16 protein-coding genes and 3 tRNA genes are annotated in these 12514 nt (G+C 66.0%); 13 read left to right on the forward strand and 6 right to left on the reverse strand.

The genetic code is table 11. From position 1 onward, the window contains the following. Positions 1–300 precede the first annotated feature (300 nt). From AWC31_RS24075 to AWC31_RS24090, 4 genes are all read right to left on the reverse strand, one after another. Positions 301–1011, reverse strand: a complete 711-nt coding sequence (locus tag AWC31_RS24075; RefSeq protein WP_085146456.1) for a crotonase/enoyl-CoA hydratase family protein — start codon at positions 1009–1011, stop codon at positions 301–303. Positions 1012–1029: 18 nt separating this feature from the next. Beyond that, positions 1030–1887, reverse strand: a complete 858-nt coding sequence (locus tag AWC31_RS24080; protein ID WP_085146457.1) for a DUF8453 domain-containing protein — start codon at positions 1885–1887, stop codon at positions 1030–1032. 62 nt (positions 1888–1949) lie between these two features. Further along, complete coding sequence (locus AWC31_RS24085; RefSeq protein ID WP_085146458.1) at positions 1950–2939, reverse strand: phospholipase effector Tle1 domain-containing protein; 990 nt, start codon at positions 2937–2939, stop codon at positions 1950–1952. A gap of 228 nt (positions 2940–3167) precedes the next feature. Next, entirely contained in the window at positions 3168–3878 is a 711-nt protein-coding gene (locus tag AWC31_RS24090) for an MBL fold metallo-hydrolase (RefSeq protein WP_085146459.1), read from the reverse strand. 126 nt (positions 3879–4004) lie between these two features. On the opposite strand from AWC31_RS24090, the gene AWC31_RS24095 reads away from it, so the two are divergent. The 13 genes from AWC31_RS24095 (at position 4005) to rplA (ending at position 10505) form a co-directional block, all read left to right on the forward strand. Continuing rightward, positions 4005–4454, forward strand: a complete 450-nt coding sequence (locus AWC31_RS24095; protein ID WP_085146460.1) for an RrF2 family transcriptional regulator — start codon at positions 4005–4007, stop codon at positions 4452–4454. Further along, positions 4451–5686: a globin domain-containing protein gene (locus AWC31_RS24100; protein ID WP_085146461.1), complete on the forward strand. Its 1236-nt coding sequence runs from the start codon at positions 4451–4453 to the stop codon at positions 5684–5686. The genes AWC31_RS24095 and AWC31_RS24100 overlap by 4 nt, the downstream gene beginning before the upstream one ends. A 119-nt stretch (positions 5687–5805) precedes the next feature. Next, positions 5806–5878: transfer RNA gene (locus tag AWC31_RS24105), tRNA-Thr, on the forward strand. Between the two features lie 50 nt (positions 5879–5928). Further along, a tRNA-Met gene (locus AWC31_RS24110) sits at positions 5929–6002 on the forward strand. 38 nt (positions 6003–6040) lie between these two features. Continuing rightward, on the forward strand, positions 6041–6208 hold the full coding sequence (rpmG, locus tag AWC31_RS24115; RefSeq protein WP_003881823.1) for a 50S ribosomal protein L33: 168 nt from the start codon (positions 6041–6043) through the stop codon (positions 6206–6208). A 10-nt stretch (positions 6209–6218) separates the two neighbouring features. Then, positions 6219–6695: a (3R)-hydroxyacyl-ACP dehydratase subunit HadA gene (gene hadA, locus AWC31_RS24120; RefSeq protein WP_067856235.1), complete on the forward strand. Its 477-nt coding sequence runs from the start codon at positions 6219–6221 to the stop codon at positions 6693–6695. Next, entirely contained in the window at positions 6682–7110 is a 429-nt protein-coding gene (gene hadB / locus AWC31_RS24125; protein ID WP_067856238.1) for a (3R)-hydroxyacyl-ACP dehydratase subunit HadB, read from the forward strand. The genes hadA and hadB overlap by 14 nt, the downstream gene beginning before the upstream one ends. A 13-nt stretch (positions 7111–7123) precedes the next feature. Continuing rightward, complete coding sequence (hadC, locus tag AWC31_RS24130) at positions 7124–7633, forward strand: (3R)-hydroxyacyl-ACP dehydratase subunit HadC (RefSeq protein ID WP_067856240.1); 510 nt, start codon at positions 7124–7126, stop codon at positions 7631–7633. Between the two features lie 172 nt (positions 7634–7805). Beyond that, a tRNA-Trp gene (locus AWC31_RS24135) sits at positions 7806–7878 on the forward strand. Positions 7879–7915: 37 nt separating this feature from the next. Then, positions 7916–8407 (forward strand): preprotein translocase subunit SecE, encoded by a 492-nt coding sequence (gene secE, locus AWC31_RS24140; RefSeq protein WP_085146462.1) that lies wholly within the window; start codon positions 7916–7918, stop codon positions 8405–8407. A 26-nt stretch (positions 8408–8433) separates the two neighbouring features. After that, positions 8434–9222: a transcription termination/antitermination protein NusG gene (nusG, locus tag AWC31_RS24145; protein WP_067856248.1), complete on the forward strand. Its 789-nt coding sequence runs from the start codon at positions 8434–8436 to the stop codon at positions 9220–9222. A gap of 67 nt (positions 9223–9289) precedes the next feature. Further along, a complete protein-coding gene (gene rplK, locus AWC31_RS24150) occupies positions 9290–9718 on the forward strand; it encodes a 50S ribosomal protein L11 (protein WP_067856251.1) in 429 nt (142 codons plus the stop codon). A gap of 79 nt (positions 9719–9797) precedes the next feature. Then, positions 9798–10505 carry a 50S ribosomal protein L1 gene (gene rplA / locus AWC31_RS24155; protein ID WP_067856377.1) on the forward strand — a complete coding sequence of 236 codons (708 nt, stop codon included), beginning with the start codon at positions 9798–9800 and terminating at the stop codon, positions 10503–10505. A gap of 51 nt (positions 10506–10556) precedes the next feature. On the opposite strand, the gene AWC31_RS24160 is transcribed toward rplA, so the two are convergent. Further along, positions 10557–11801, reverse strand: coding sequence for an RNA polymerase sigma factor (locus tag AWC31_RS24160; protein WP_085146463.1), 1245 nt, complete (start codon positions 11799–11801; stop codon positions 10557–10559). Between the two features lie 6 nt (positions 11802–11807). After that, the gene (locus AWC31_RS24165; protein WP_085146464.1) at positions 11808–12503 is read right to left on the reverse strand and encodes a YciI family protein; all 696 of its coding nucleotides are present in this window, start codon (positions 12501–12503) and stop codon (positions 11808–11810) included. Positions 12504–12514 lie beyond the last annotated feature (11 nt).

The raw sequence follows: 12514 nt of genomic DNA on the forward strand, positions 1-12514 counted from the left end.
AGGGGTCTTGCTGTGCGCTCCAGTAACAGCGGGTGAGTCACGTGCGGCACTCGAAGCGCAATAGCCTCTCCTGCAACGGGTTTCGGCGTGCCCGCATGCGAGCGACTTTGTCGCTGACAATCGGGCAGCCCTGATGCTGTGATAGGAGTGCCTGGTGAGCCGGAGGGGAGCAGTGTGATCCGGCCGGTGGGTCAGCCGATACGCATGATGCTCCAGAGGCGAATCGAGCGACATTGTCGCGCATAGGCGGGCGCAGAGGCACCTGGCCTTCGGAGAGCTGACGACGCGGACCGAAGGCTCTCAGCCGGCGAATTCGGTTGCCAGGCCGTCGATTCCCGCCCGAATCGCCGTCACGGCGTCGGCGCGCGCCTTGAGTTTGCTGGCGACGTGGGCGGTGGTGTGCAAGGTGGCCGCGGCTTCGGCGGCGACCTCCTGAGCGCGCGTCAGCACGTCACCCTGCTCGACGATCTCGTCGAGCCAACCACCGGCAATCGCCGCGTCGCCCGCGAACGTCGCAGCCATCGAGATCCCCCGCTGAAACGCCGCACGCGTCAACCGCATGCGCATGATCTCGATCGCGGCGACCGGCAGTGTCATGCCGATCGCGACCTCGTTGGCCTGGCATCGTGATTTCGGCGAGCCGACCCGGTGGTCACCGGACAGCAGCAGAAACGACCCCATCGCGATCGCCGGCCCGGTCGCGGCCATGATCACCGGGACCGGGAACGTCAGGCAGCGTACGGCCAGCTCGAAACCGCCTGCCAGCATTCCGAGCGCGGCCGCCGTGTCGCCCGACGCGAACACGCTCAGATCGAACCCACCGCTGAACACTCGCGAGTTCCCGGCCAGAACAAGGGCTTTCACCTCACCGCTGCCGGCAGCCTGCGCGGCCTGGTCGAGCGCGGCGTTGATGTCGGTCTGCATGGCCGGCGACAGTGCGTTGACCTTGCCGTCGTCCAGCGTGACGGTGGCGACGGATTCATTCAGCGCATAGGTCACCAGGCTGCTCATTGGACAGATGGTACGGACTCATTCCGCGCGATGACGACGCCCGGTACGCACCGGCGGCGGGTTGATGAGATCGGTCTCGGGATCGTCGTCGTCGAAGTCCTCGTCGTCGTCCTCGTGGGTGGCGTCGTAGCGGCTCTTCCACCGCTGGCGCACCTCCGCGCCCAGCGCCTTGATCCGGTTGATCTCGGAACGCAGCGTCTGCTCGTCGGTCTCCTTGGCCGCGTACTGGAAATACGCCAGCACACCGCGCAGGAGCTCAAGCTTCTGCTTCTCCTGGCGCGCGCGATCGTGCGTTGTCAGCAACTCCATGCGGTCGACCGGCGGCAGCGTCGCCCAATCGAGCACCGCGGTGTTGCGGAACTTCTTGCCGTTGGATTTGCCGCCGGTGACGGGCTCGTCGTAGTAGGTGATCGCGCCGTCGAACCGGGACGCGATCGCCTCGCCGAGCTGCTTGCGATCCAGCGCGGAATCCCACACGATCCGCCATTCCTGTGACGGCGCCAGGTACGGGATCTCGGCGGGCAGGTTCAGCGGGACGATGTCGACATAGTTGTCGTCGTAGGAACTTTCGTACTTGCCGACGGTGGGCGGGTTCGCGAATTCGAACCGCAGGCCGTATGCCGGCCGCTGGCCATAGTTGCGGATCACGAGCTCGACGAGATGCCAGTCGGAACTGCTCGGTTCCATGAACATCGCGACGTTGGGCTGCGTGAGCTCGGCCCGGCGCTCCTTGGCTTTCAGAAACTGCCGCCACGCATAGATCAGCGCGACGATCACGACTGCAATGGCAACCCATGCCGCGAGCGCTGTCCACGCGCCCGGGTCAAAACTAGCCAACTCGCGCCCCCGATCCGCGATTGAGTCGAAAATCCCCACCAAAGGCTTATATCACGGACCGAGACCCCTGGCAGTGGTCATGCGCAGCAAACTTCGACGGGCTACGAGGCGGCCGCGGTGAGAACCTCTTCCTCGGCAGGCGCCTCGACTGCGGTGAGCACAAGCCGCTCGCCACGAGACAGCCAATCGGTGTCGGCCCACTCGATGCGGGCCGGCAATCGCCGCCAGTATTGCGGATGCGACCGCAGATAGACCTCGACGCTGGCGTGCACCCTGGCGTCCAGGGGCGGCCGGCGCACTCCGAAGGTCTGGGCCGATCCGGCGAGCGCGTCCGAATCGCTGGGTGACGAGTTGCGTTCGAACACATGCAGACCCGCCTCGACCGCGCCGTCGATCATCCAGTCCAGCGCGATGTCGGCAAGCGGCCAGCATGCCCCTGCTCCGCCCGCGATATCGCAGTGCGCACCGCGGAACCACACCTCGTCGAGACGGTTGTCGCGGCGCATCGCCCGTCGGCCGCCGCCGACCGCCACCGCGTGACGGCCCGTCTCGACGTTGGACAGCAGACCAGCGCTGCCGCGTACGCCGGGAATGGCCTTCGCGTCCCACATCCCGAGGAACCGCACGGGGACGACGGCTTCGTCGTCGCCGAGCAGTTGAGCGGTGAGCTTGCTGACGCGTTGCCAATCCTGTGCCGTGCGCGTCGTGCGTGGCAGTACATAAGTGGCCAGTGCGTAGTCGAGCAGTTCATCGGAACGGTTCGGCAACAGTCCGACCGTCCCGAGGAGGGCGGCGAGTTCGCAGGCGCGGTGGCCGCCGTACCCGCCGCCGAACAGGAAGAGGTGAGCGCCGGGCTCCCAACTGTCGCGGAGGAAGTCGTAGGCCTCGACGATCGCTGAGCGGGCTTCGGTGACCGCGTTGCCGCGGCGAGGTAACGAACGTCTTGTCCGCGCCGTGGCGCCAGCCCCGGGGTGGTACCAGTTGATTTGATCGGAACTGTCCAGCAACCCGAACAGTGCCTGCGTGTTGGTCGCGTCACGCGAGCCCGGATGTTCATCTGCGTGGTCGAAGCACAGCACGATGTTCTTCACGACGACCCCCGGCGGTCGGACAAAAAGGCTTACTGAAACAGTTTGCCGGGCGAGAGCGAGAGTGTCCTGAGTATTGCACTACTCGATTGGCTGATCTCCACGGATTCTTGCCTAGTCAACGGCATGAACAACGAAATCCGTGGCAGTAGCGCCGGTAGGCGGAGGAATTAACCCGTTGCCGGCGCGGCCGAAGAACGGATTCCGCAATTAAACGCCGTCAAGTGTGCGTTATGCGCCCATCAACATGCGCCACTGCTCGAGATTCGACGCGCGATACACGTAGTTGCTGCGCTTGACTTCGTCGAGCGGGGCGCTCGGTTCGGTCGAGTACCAGTGCCCCGGGTAGACCGTCGGGTCGCCGGGAAGCTGGGCCAGGGCCTGCAGGCTGCGGAACATGTCGTCGACGTCGCCGCCAGGAAAGTCGGTACGGCCGCAGCCGTCGAGGAACAGGGTGTCGCCCGCGACCAGGCGGCCGTCGAGCAGGAAACACTGACTGCCCGGCGTATGGCCCGGGGTGTGCAGCAGTTCGATGTCGACGGCGCCGACGCTCACCTTGTCGCCGTGTTCGTGGCGCGTGAGATCGCTCATCGCGATACCGGTGACGCGCGAAACCCAGTCGGCCTCATGGGTGTTGACGTGTACCGGCACGCTCTCGCGCTCGAGCAGCTCGGCCAGGCCTTTGAGCGTGAAGCCCATCATCGAGCCGCCGACGTGATCGGGGTGGTGGTGGGTGACGAGCACACCTGACAGGTGCATGCCGTCGGCTTCCAGGGCATCGACGAGATCGCCGGCCGCGTAGGCCGGATCGACCACGACGGCGTCGCCGGTTTCGCGATCGCCGATGAGGTAGGCGAAGTTGCGCATTTGCTGGGCGATCATGTCGTCGGCCGCGAAGTCGCGGCCAGACAGCAGCTGGCGGAAATACAAGCGGTCGGCCATGCGCCCACACTATTGGCCGGGCCTGCCGCGCCATACCCGCAGGTCTAAAAACCGCACGTCACGGGGTGTTTAACGGCACACGCCAAAAAGTCGCATAGAAAATGCGGAATTACTAGCGTTTGAGTCATGCACCTGACCCGATTCACCGACCTGGGACTGCGCACGCTGATGCTGCTGGCCTCCGGTGAGTCCGAGGACCGGCGCGTCACCACCCGCACGATCGCGAAGGGCGCCAACGCGTCGGAACATCATGTGGCCAAGGCGGTCTCGCGGCTGGCGGAGTTGGGCATGGTCTATGCCCGGCGCGGACGGGTCGGGGGACTGGTGCTCACCGAAGCCGGCCGTAACGCCTCGATCGGCTGGCTCGTGCGCGAACTCGAAGGCGATCGCGAGGTCATCGAGTGCGGGGGCGACAGCCCGTGCCCGCTGATCGCGGCCTGCCGGCTGCGCCGCGTCCTGGCCGACGCGAAAGAGGCGTTCTACCGCGAACTCGACCGCTACACCGTCACCGATCTCACGGCCGGCACCAGCCTGCCGATCGTTCTGCAACTCACCGGAGAAAGGAATCCGCAATGACCGTCACCAGCCCCGAGCCGTCGGCTGTCCGCGACGAACTCGAGCCGCAGCACGCCGAGATCGTCTCGGCCACACTGCCTCTCATCGGCGCTCACATCGACGAGATCACCTCGGCGTTCTATCGGCGGTTGTTCGAGAACCATCCCGAGTTGCTGCGCAACCTGTTCAACCGCGGCAACCAGGCCCAAGGTGCGCAACAGCGCGCGCTGGCGGCCTCGATCGCGACATTTGCCACGCACTTGGTGAACCCCGATCTGCCGCACCCGGCGGCGCTGCTGTCCCGCATCGGGCACAAGCACGCGTCGCTCGGGATCACCGCCGACCAGTACCCGATCGTGCACGACAACCTGTTCGCCGCGATCGTGGAAGTCCTGGGCGCCGAGACCGTGACGGCCGAGGTCGCCGCCGCGTGGGATCGCGTCTACTGGATCATGGCCGACACCCTGATCGGCCTCGAACGCGATCTGTACGCCGCGGCGGGCGTCGAACCGGGCGATGTCTATCGGCGCCTGCGCGTCGTGTCCCGTGTCGACGACCCGTCCGGCGCCGTCCTCGTCACGGTCCGTGCGTCTGATCCGGTGAATTTCGTTCCCGGGCAATATGTTTCGGTAGGCGTGACATTGCCCGACGGCGCTCGCCAGCTACGGCAGTACAGCCTGGTCAGCGTTGCCGGGTCGACCGACCTGACGTTCGCCGTCAAGCCCGTCGACGCGACCGCGACCCAGCCGGCCGGCGAGGTGTCGAGCTGGATCCGGGCCAACGTCTGCGTCGGCGACCTGCTCGACGTCACGGTGCCGTTCGGCGATCTGCACACCGAGGGCACCGACGGCCGCCCGCTCGTGCTGATCTCGGCGGGCATCGGGATCACCCCCATGATCGGCATCCTGGAGCACCTGGCCGCCAAGCGCCCCGACACGCATGTGCGGGTGCTGCACGCCGACCGCAGCGACAACGCCCATCCGATGCGCGAACGCCAACACGAGCTGATCGACGCGCTGCCCAACGCGTCGCTCGACATCTGGTACGAGGACGGCCTGACCGGCGGGGCGCCTGGCGTGCGCGCCGGCCTGCTGAACCTCGACGGCATCGAGCTGCCCGCCGACCCCGACATCTACCTGTGCGGCGGGGCCGGATTCGTCCAGGCCGTGCGTGGCCAGCTGACCGGTCGCGGCGTGCCCGCCGAGCGCGTGCACTGCGAGCTGTTCTCGCCCAACGACTGGCTGCTCGATTGATCTGCGCAGCTAGATAGGCCCTCGGCAGCCGTGCTGACCAGCGGTTTGGTGCGGTTGCCGGGTAGGCTGTACCCTCTTTAAGGCCCCGCGGCACGCGTCGCTGGGCCTGAAGTAGGCAGGCCCCCTTAGCTCAGTCGGCAGAGCGTTTCCATGGTAAGGAAAAGGTCAACGGTTCGATTCCGTTAGGGGGCTCGGTGGACGCTAGGTACTCCAAGCGCGGGGTGCCTCCCGCGTCGATCCGGGGCGGTGTAGCTCAGCTGGTTAGAGCGCACGACTCATAATCGTGAGGTCGGGGGATCGAGCCCCCCCACCGCTACAGGACCTAGCAATTGAACGTGGAAGAGGGCAGCTGACGTGGCGTCGAGTACCGACGTACGGCCGAAGATCACTTTGGCGTGCGAGGTGTGCAAGCACCGTAACTACATCACGAAGAAGAACCGCCGGAACGATCCCGACCGGCTGGAGATCAAGAAGTTCTGCCCCAACTGCGGAACCCACCAGCCGCACAAAGAGTCGCGGTAGCCCAACGCTCGTGGGTCTTTCGTCGAACATCGTCGGGATGCATTACCGCTATCCCGAGTACTACGAGGTTGGTCGCGAGAAAATCCGTGAGCACGCCGTCGCGGTCAAAAACGACGATGCGTACTACTTCGACGAGGCAGCCGCGGCAGAGCTCGGCCACGAGTCCCTGCCCGCGCCGCTGACCTTCATTTGCATCTTCGGTTACACAGCGCAGTCGGCGTTCTTCGAGAACGCGAACATCGCCATCCAGGACGCCCAGATCGTCCAGGTCGATCAGGAACTGAAGTTCCTCAAACCGATCAAGGCCGGCGATCGTCTCTACTGCGACGTGTACGTGCATTCCGTTCGCAAGGCGCACGGCACCGACATCATCGTGACCAAGAACATCATCACCGACGACGCCGGTGACGTGGTGCAGGAGTCCTACACGACCCTCGCGGGTCGTTCGGGTGACGGAGAAGAGGGTTTTACAGATGGCTCTGCGTGAGTTCAGTTCGGTCAAGGTGGGTGACACGCTCCCAGAGAAGATCATCCCCCTGACCCGCGGTGATCTGGTGAACTACGCCGGCGTTTCCGGCGACCTCAACCCGATCCACTGGGACGACGAGATCGCCAAGCAGGTCGGTCTCGACACCGCGATCGCTCACGGCATGCTCACGATGGGCCTCGGTGGCGGCTACGTCACCTCGTGGGTGGGCGACCCCGCCGCCGTCAAGGAGTACAACGTCCGGTTCACCGCGGTGGTGCCGGTTCCCAACGACGGCGTCGGCGCCGAGATCGTCTTCAACGGCCGGGTCAAGTCCGTCGATCCCGACGACAAGCTCGTGACGATCGCCATTTCGGCCACTGCCGGCGGAAAGAAGATCTTCGGTCGCGCCGTCGCAACCGCACAACTGGCTTAGGGAGGTACGGGCCATGGCGCTCAAAACCGACATCCGAGGCATGGTCTGGAAATACCCGGATCCATTCCTGATCGGCCGCGAGCAGATCCGCCAGTACGCCAAGGCCGTCAAGGCCATGGATCCCGCCAGCCACGACGAGGCCGCCGCCGCCGACCTGGGCCACGACGCTCTGGTCGCACCGCTCACCTTCGCCTCGACCCTGGCGCTGCTGGTCCAGGAACACTTCTTCCGGCACGTCGATGTCGGCATGGAGACCATGCAGATCGTCCAGGTCGACCAGAAGTTCATCTATCACAAGCCGCTCATGGCGGGCGATCAGCTCCACGCGGTCATGGAGATCCAGTCCGTCGACGAACGCTTCGGCGCCGACATCGTGGTCACCCGCAACGTCTGCACCAACGACGACGGCGAGATGGTCCTCGAGGCCTACACGACGATGATGGGCCACGAAGGCGACAACTCGATCCAGGTCAAGTGGGATCCCGAAACCGGCAAGGTCATGCGCAGGGCCGCGGGGGAGTGACCGGTCGAGTAGGCGATTAGTAACTCACTGCCGCGCCGGGGTACACTCGGCACTCGGGGTTTTTCCCATTTCAGCGCGCTTCCGTCCGCTTTGATCGAGCGAACGGGGAGCGCGCGAATTGTGTGAGCCCCGGACACTGGACGTGATGACGGCGTCAGCCGGGTATCACCGAAGGGGCGTAGCTCAACTGGCAGAGCAGCGGTCTCCAAAACCGCAGGTTGCAGGTTCAAGTCCTGTCGCCCCTGCTCAACTGAATATTCGACAGCGTGTGGACACTGGAAGGTGACCACACAAACCAGGGACGAAAGGCATGCGGTGAGCGACGAGCGCGAAGGTGCCGGCTCCGCAGACGACACTGGCACCGACACCGGCACCGACTCGGCAACGACCGGCTCCACGCACGGTCAGACCGCGGTGGTGACCCGGCCGCTGCGCCCGACGGGTAAGCGGACGCGTCGCGGGGCGGCCAGTGATGCCGACAGCGGGACCGAGACCGAAACCGAGACCGAGTCGGCCGACGCCGACAAGAACGGCTCCGGCAAGGCCAAGAAGGTCAAGAAAGACGCGACCGGACCGTCGCGCAACCCGATCATGTTCGTCGTCAACTACCTCAAGCAGGTCGTTGCCGAACTTCGGAAGGTGATCTGGCCCAACCGCAAGCAGATGGTCAGCTACACCACCGTGGTGCTGGTCTTCCTGGCGTTCATGGTCGCGCTCATCGCCGGTGTCGATTACGGCCTGGCGCGACTGGTGTCGCTGGTGTTCGGCACCTGATTTGGAATTGAGAGAGGACTGACAACGTGACCACGTTCGACGGCGATGAGACACTCGCCGACGAGACCGCTGAGTCTGAGGATGTCGTCGAAGCGACCGAGACCGCCGAGGCGGAGTCCGTCGACGAGACCGATGCGGCGCCCGCCGCTGACGAGGCCGCTGCCACCGAGGCTCCTGCTGCCGACGAGGACGAGGATCCGGCCGTTGCGCTCAAGAAGGAGCTGCGGCTGAAGCCGGGCGACTGGTACGTCATCCACTCTTACGCCGGTTACGAGAACAAGGTGAAAGCCAACCTCGAGACCCGCGTGCAGAACCTCGACGTCGGCGACTACATCTTCCAGGTCGAGGTGCCGACCGAAGAGGTCACCGAGATCAAGAACGGCCAGCGCAAGCAGGTGAACCGCAAGGTGCTGCCGGGCTACATCCTGGTGCGCATGGAGCTCAACGACGAATCCTGGGGCGCGGTGCGCAACACCCCCGGCGTTACGGGCTTCGTCGGTGCGACGTCGCGGCCCTCGCCGCTGTCCCTCGACGACGTCGTGAAGTTCCTGCTGCCGCAGGGCGCGGCCAAGAAGCCGGCCAAGGCCGCTGCCGCGGCGTCGGCCGCCTCGACCGAGGCCACGCTGGAGCGCCCCGAGATCCTGGTGGACTTCGAGGTCGGCGAGTCCGTCACCGTCATGGACGGCCCGTTCGCGACGCTGCCCGCATCGATCAGCGAGGTCAACGCCGAGCAGCAGAAGCTCAAGGTGCTGGTGTCGATCTTCGGTCGTGAAACACCTGTCGAACTGACCTTCAACCAGGTCGCAAAGATTTAGCCGGTAACGGCTAGAACAGCGGGCGCGACGCGCGCCCTCGGATGAGCAAGTAAGGAACAGCACACCCATGGCCCCCAAGAAGAAGGTCGTCGGGCTGATCAAGCTGCAGATCCAGGCCGGGCAGGCCAACCCTGCCCCGCCGGTCGGTCCTGCACTCGGCCAGCACGGCGTCAACATCATGGAGTTCTGCAAGGCGTACAACGCCGCGACCGAGTCGCAGCGCGGAAACGTCATCCCCGTGGAGATCACCGTCTACGAGGACCGCAGCTTCACGTTCGCACTGAAGACCCCGCCTGCCGCCAAGCTGCTGCTCAAGGCTGCCGGTGTGCAGAAGGGCTCGGGCGAACCGCACAAGACCAAGGTCGCCAAGGTGACCTGGGATCAGGTGCGCGAGATCGCCGAGACCAAGAAGGCCGATCTCAACGCCAACGACATCGACGCAGCGTCGAAGATCATCGCCGGCACCGCCCGGTCGATGGGCATCACCGTCGAGTAGCGGATCGACGCCACAGGAACGCGTGGGAGGGCTGGCATCGGCCCGCAACCACGACTCCAACAACACGATTGGATTTTCAATGAGCAAGAACAGCAAGGCATATCGCGAGGCGGCTGAGAAGGTCGACAAGACCAAGCTCTACTCGCCGCTCGAGGCGGCGAAGCTCGCCAAGGAAACCTCCTCCAAGAAGCAGGACGCCACTGTCGAGGTCGCCATCCGCCTCGGCGTGGATCCCCGCAAGGCCGATCAGATGGTCCGCGGCACCGTCAACCTGCCGCACGGCACCGGCAAGACCGCCCGCGTCGCGGTGTTCGCCGTGGGTGAGAAGGCCGAGCAGGCCACCGCCGCCGGCGCGGACGTGGTCGGCAGCGACGATCTGATCGAGAAGATCCAGGGCGGCTTCCTTGATTTCGACGCCGCGATTGCCACCCCTGACCAGATGGCCAAGGTCGGCCGGATCGCTCGCGTGCTGGGCCCGCGCGGGCTGATGCCGAACCCGAAGACCGGCACCGTCACCCCCGACGTCGCCAAGGCCGTGCAGGACATCAAGGGCGGCAAGATCAACTTCCGTGTCGACAAGCAGGCCAACCTGCACTTCGTCATCGGCAAGGCGTCCTTTGACGAGGCCAAGCTGGCCGAGAACTACGGCGCCGCGCTCGATGAGGTGCTGCGCGCCAAGCCGTCGTCGTCGAAGGGCCGTTACCTCAAGAAGGTGACCGTCTCGACCACCACGGGTCCGGGTATCCCGGTTGACCCGGCGGTGACGCGGAATTTCACGGAGGCGTAGTTCTATAAGCCCGAGTGGCCAGTTGTGACACAAGATTCGTCGAATCGCGTGTCATAACTGGCCATTCGGCGTTTCGGGGCTGAGTTCGGAGAGTCGACGCCGCAGGAATGTTGCGGCCGGTGCGGACACGGCGCCGCCGTCGAGGGCGATGCGGTACCAGTGCTCAGCCTCGCCGAGTCGGCCTGCGCGACGCAGCAGATCCGCGCGTATCGGCGCGACGGCGTTGGTCCGGGCCAGCCGGGGGTCGTCGGCCACCTCGTCCAACGCGGCAAGGCCGGCGTCGAAGCCGTCGCGAAATCCGATGGCCAGAGCGCGGTTCGCGGCGACGACGGGCGAGTCCATGATCGCGAGCAGCCGGTCATAGGCGAGGCAGATCGTCGCCCAGTCGGTGGCCTGCCAGCTCGGGGCGGTCGCGTGCAGCGCCGCGATGACCGCTTGGGGCAGATAGGGTCCGGTGGCTCCCTCGGCGAGCCGCAGCTGCTCGAGACCACGCGCGATGCGGCCCCGGTCCCACCGGCTGCGGTCCTGTTCGTCGAGCGGGATCAGGGCGCCGCTGTCGTCGACGCGCGTGCGGCGCCGCGAATCATGCAGGAGCACAAGGGCTGCCAGTGCGTGGGCGTCGTGGTTGGCGGGCATCAGTGCGCACAGTTCGCCGGCCAGGCGTACCCCTTCGTCGCAGAGCTCGTCGCGGATGGCGGACGGGCCGCCGGTCGGAAAGTAGCCTTCGGTGAATACCGAGTACACGCAGCCGAGCACGTGCGGGGTGCGTTCATCGAGCAGTTCGGCGGGCGGCACCCGCAGCGGGATGTTGGCCCTGCGAATCTTGTTCTTGGCGCGGGTGATTCGCTGCCCCACCGCGGCCTCGGACTGCAGCAGCGCGCGGGCGATCTCGGTGACGGTGAGCCCCGAGATCAACCGCAATGTCAGGGCCAGCTGCGAGCTGCGGTCGAGTGCCGGGTGAGCACACGTGAACATCATCCGCAGCTCGTCGTCGCGCACCGGGTGTAATTCACCCACGGTGTCGGCCCGCGCCGTGACCTCGTCGTACACGGCAGCGAATTCCTTTCCGGGACGCGCAGTTTCGCGCCGCAACCGGTCCAGTGCCCGATTGCGCGCCACTGTGGTCAACCACGCGCCGGGGTTGGTGGGCACACCATCGGACGGCCATACTCGCAGCGCCTGCGCACAGGCCTCCTGGACGGCGTCCTCGGCGACGGTGAGATCACCTGACCAGCGGGCGATCGTGGCGACCGCCGGACCCCACTCGCGCCGGAAGACGCCGTCCAGTTCGGTCATCGACGCCTACAGGCCGGAGACACCGGCCAACCGGCGCAGTTCAACCGCCGACGCCGGGATCATCGACGCCAGCTTGACGGCCTCGTCGCGATCGGCGGCGCGCAGCACATAGAAGCCGTTGGCCACCTCGGCGCCTTCGATGTAGGGCCCGTCGGTGAGCACGACGTCGTTGTTGCGCACCCGCACCGTCGTCGCGGTCGACGGCGGGTGCAGCGGCGCGCCGGAGAGAATGTGTTCGCCTGCCGCGTTACCGAATTCGGTATGGGCGCACACCCCGGATTCCCACTCCTCGGTGCTGGGAGCGCAGACGTTGTCCGCGGGTTCGAGCAGCAGCGCGAGCCAATCGCTGCCCAGTTGCTCGCTCGGCGGATTCCAGCCGACCATCGGCCACACCTCGACCGCGCCGAACGTGGCCACCGGGATGTCGCGGGCAAGCGCGAGTGCCTCGTCGAGGTTGTCGGCTTCGAGAACGTAGTAGCCGCAGGCCACTTCGGCGGCCTCGGCGAAGGGCCCGTCGGTCACCACCGGGGCGTCGGGCCCGCCCGTGATCCGGACGGCGTGCGCGGTCGGCGCCAAGGCGTCGCCCGCGCGGATGGCCGAACCGGACTTGGCGTGAAATGCCTGAAAGGCCGCCATACCTTCGGTGGCCTCGTCAGGCGTGAGCTCGCGTTCCTGGCTGATCAGCAGGGCGAAGTAGTGCATCGTCGTCTCCT

The organism is Mycolicibacterium wolinskyi (genome assembly GCF_002101965.1).
Lineage (GTDB): Bacteria > Actinomycetota > Actinomycetes > Mycobacteriales > Mycobacteriaceae > Mycobacterium > Mycobacterium wolinskyi.

What these genes read in the sequence shown, in the direction of transcription:
- AWC31_RS24075 (WP_085146456.1), bottom strand. Translation starts at nt 1,011, where the DNA reads ATGAGCAGCCTGGTGACCTATGCGCTGAATGAATCCGTCGCCACCGTC.
- hadB (WP_067856238.1), top strand. Translation starts at nt 6,682, where the DNA reads ATGGCTCTGCGTGAGTTCAGTTCGGTCAAGGTGGGTGACACGCTCCCA.
- AWC31_RS24165 (WP_085146464.1), bottom strand. Translation starts at nt 12,503, where the DNA reads ATGCACTACTTCGCCCTGCTGATCAGCCAGGAACGCGAGCTCACGCCT.
- AWC31_RS24160 (WP_085146463.1), bottom strand. Translation starts at nt 11,801, where the DNA reads ATGACCGAACTGGACGGCGTCTTCCGGCGCGAGTGGGGTCCGGCGGTC.
- AWC31_RS24095 (WP_085146460.1), top strand. Translation starts at nt 4,005, where the DNA reads ATGCACCTGACCCGATTCACCGACCTGGGACTGCGCACGCTGATGCTG.
- rplK (WP_067856251.1), top strand. Translation starts at nt 9,290, where the DNA reads ATGGCCCCCAAGAAGAAGGTCGTCGGGCTGATCAAGCTGCAGATCCAG.
- hadC (WP_067856240.1), top strand. Translation starts at nt 7,124, where the DNA reads ATGGCGCTCAAAACCGACATCCGAGGCATGGTCTGGAAATACCCGGAT.
- AWC31_RS24100 (WP_085146461.1), top strand. Translation starts at nt 4,451, where the DNA reads ATGACCGTCACCAGCCCCGAGCCGTCGGCTGTCCGCGACGAACTCGAG.
- rplA (WP_067856377.1), top strand. Translation starts at nt 9,798, where the DNA reads ATGAGCAAGAACAGCAAGGCATATCGCGAGGCGGCTGAGAAGGTCGAC.
- AWC31_RS24090 (WP_085146459.1), bottom strand. Translation starts at nt 3,878, where the DNA reads ATGGCCGACCGCTTGTATTTCCGCCAGCTGCTGTCTGGCCGCGACTTC.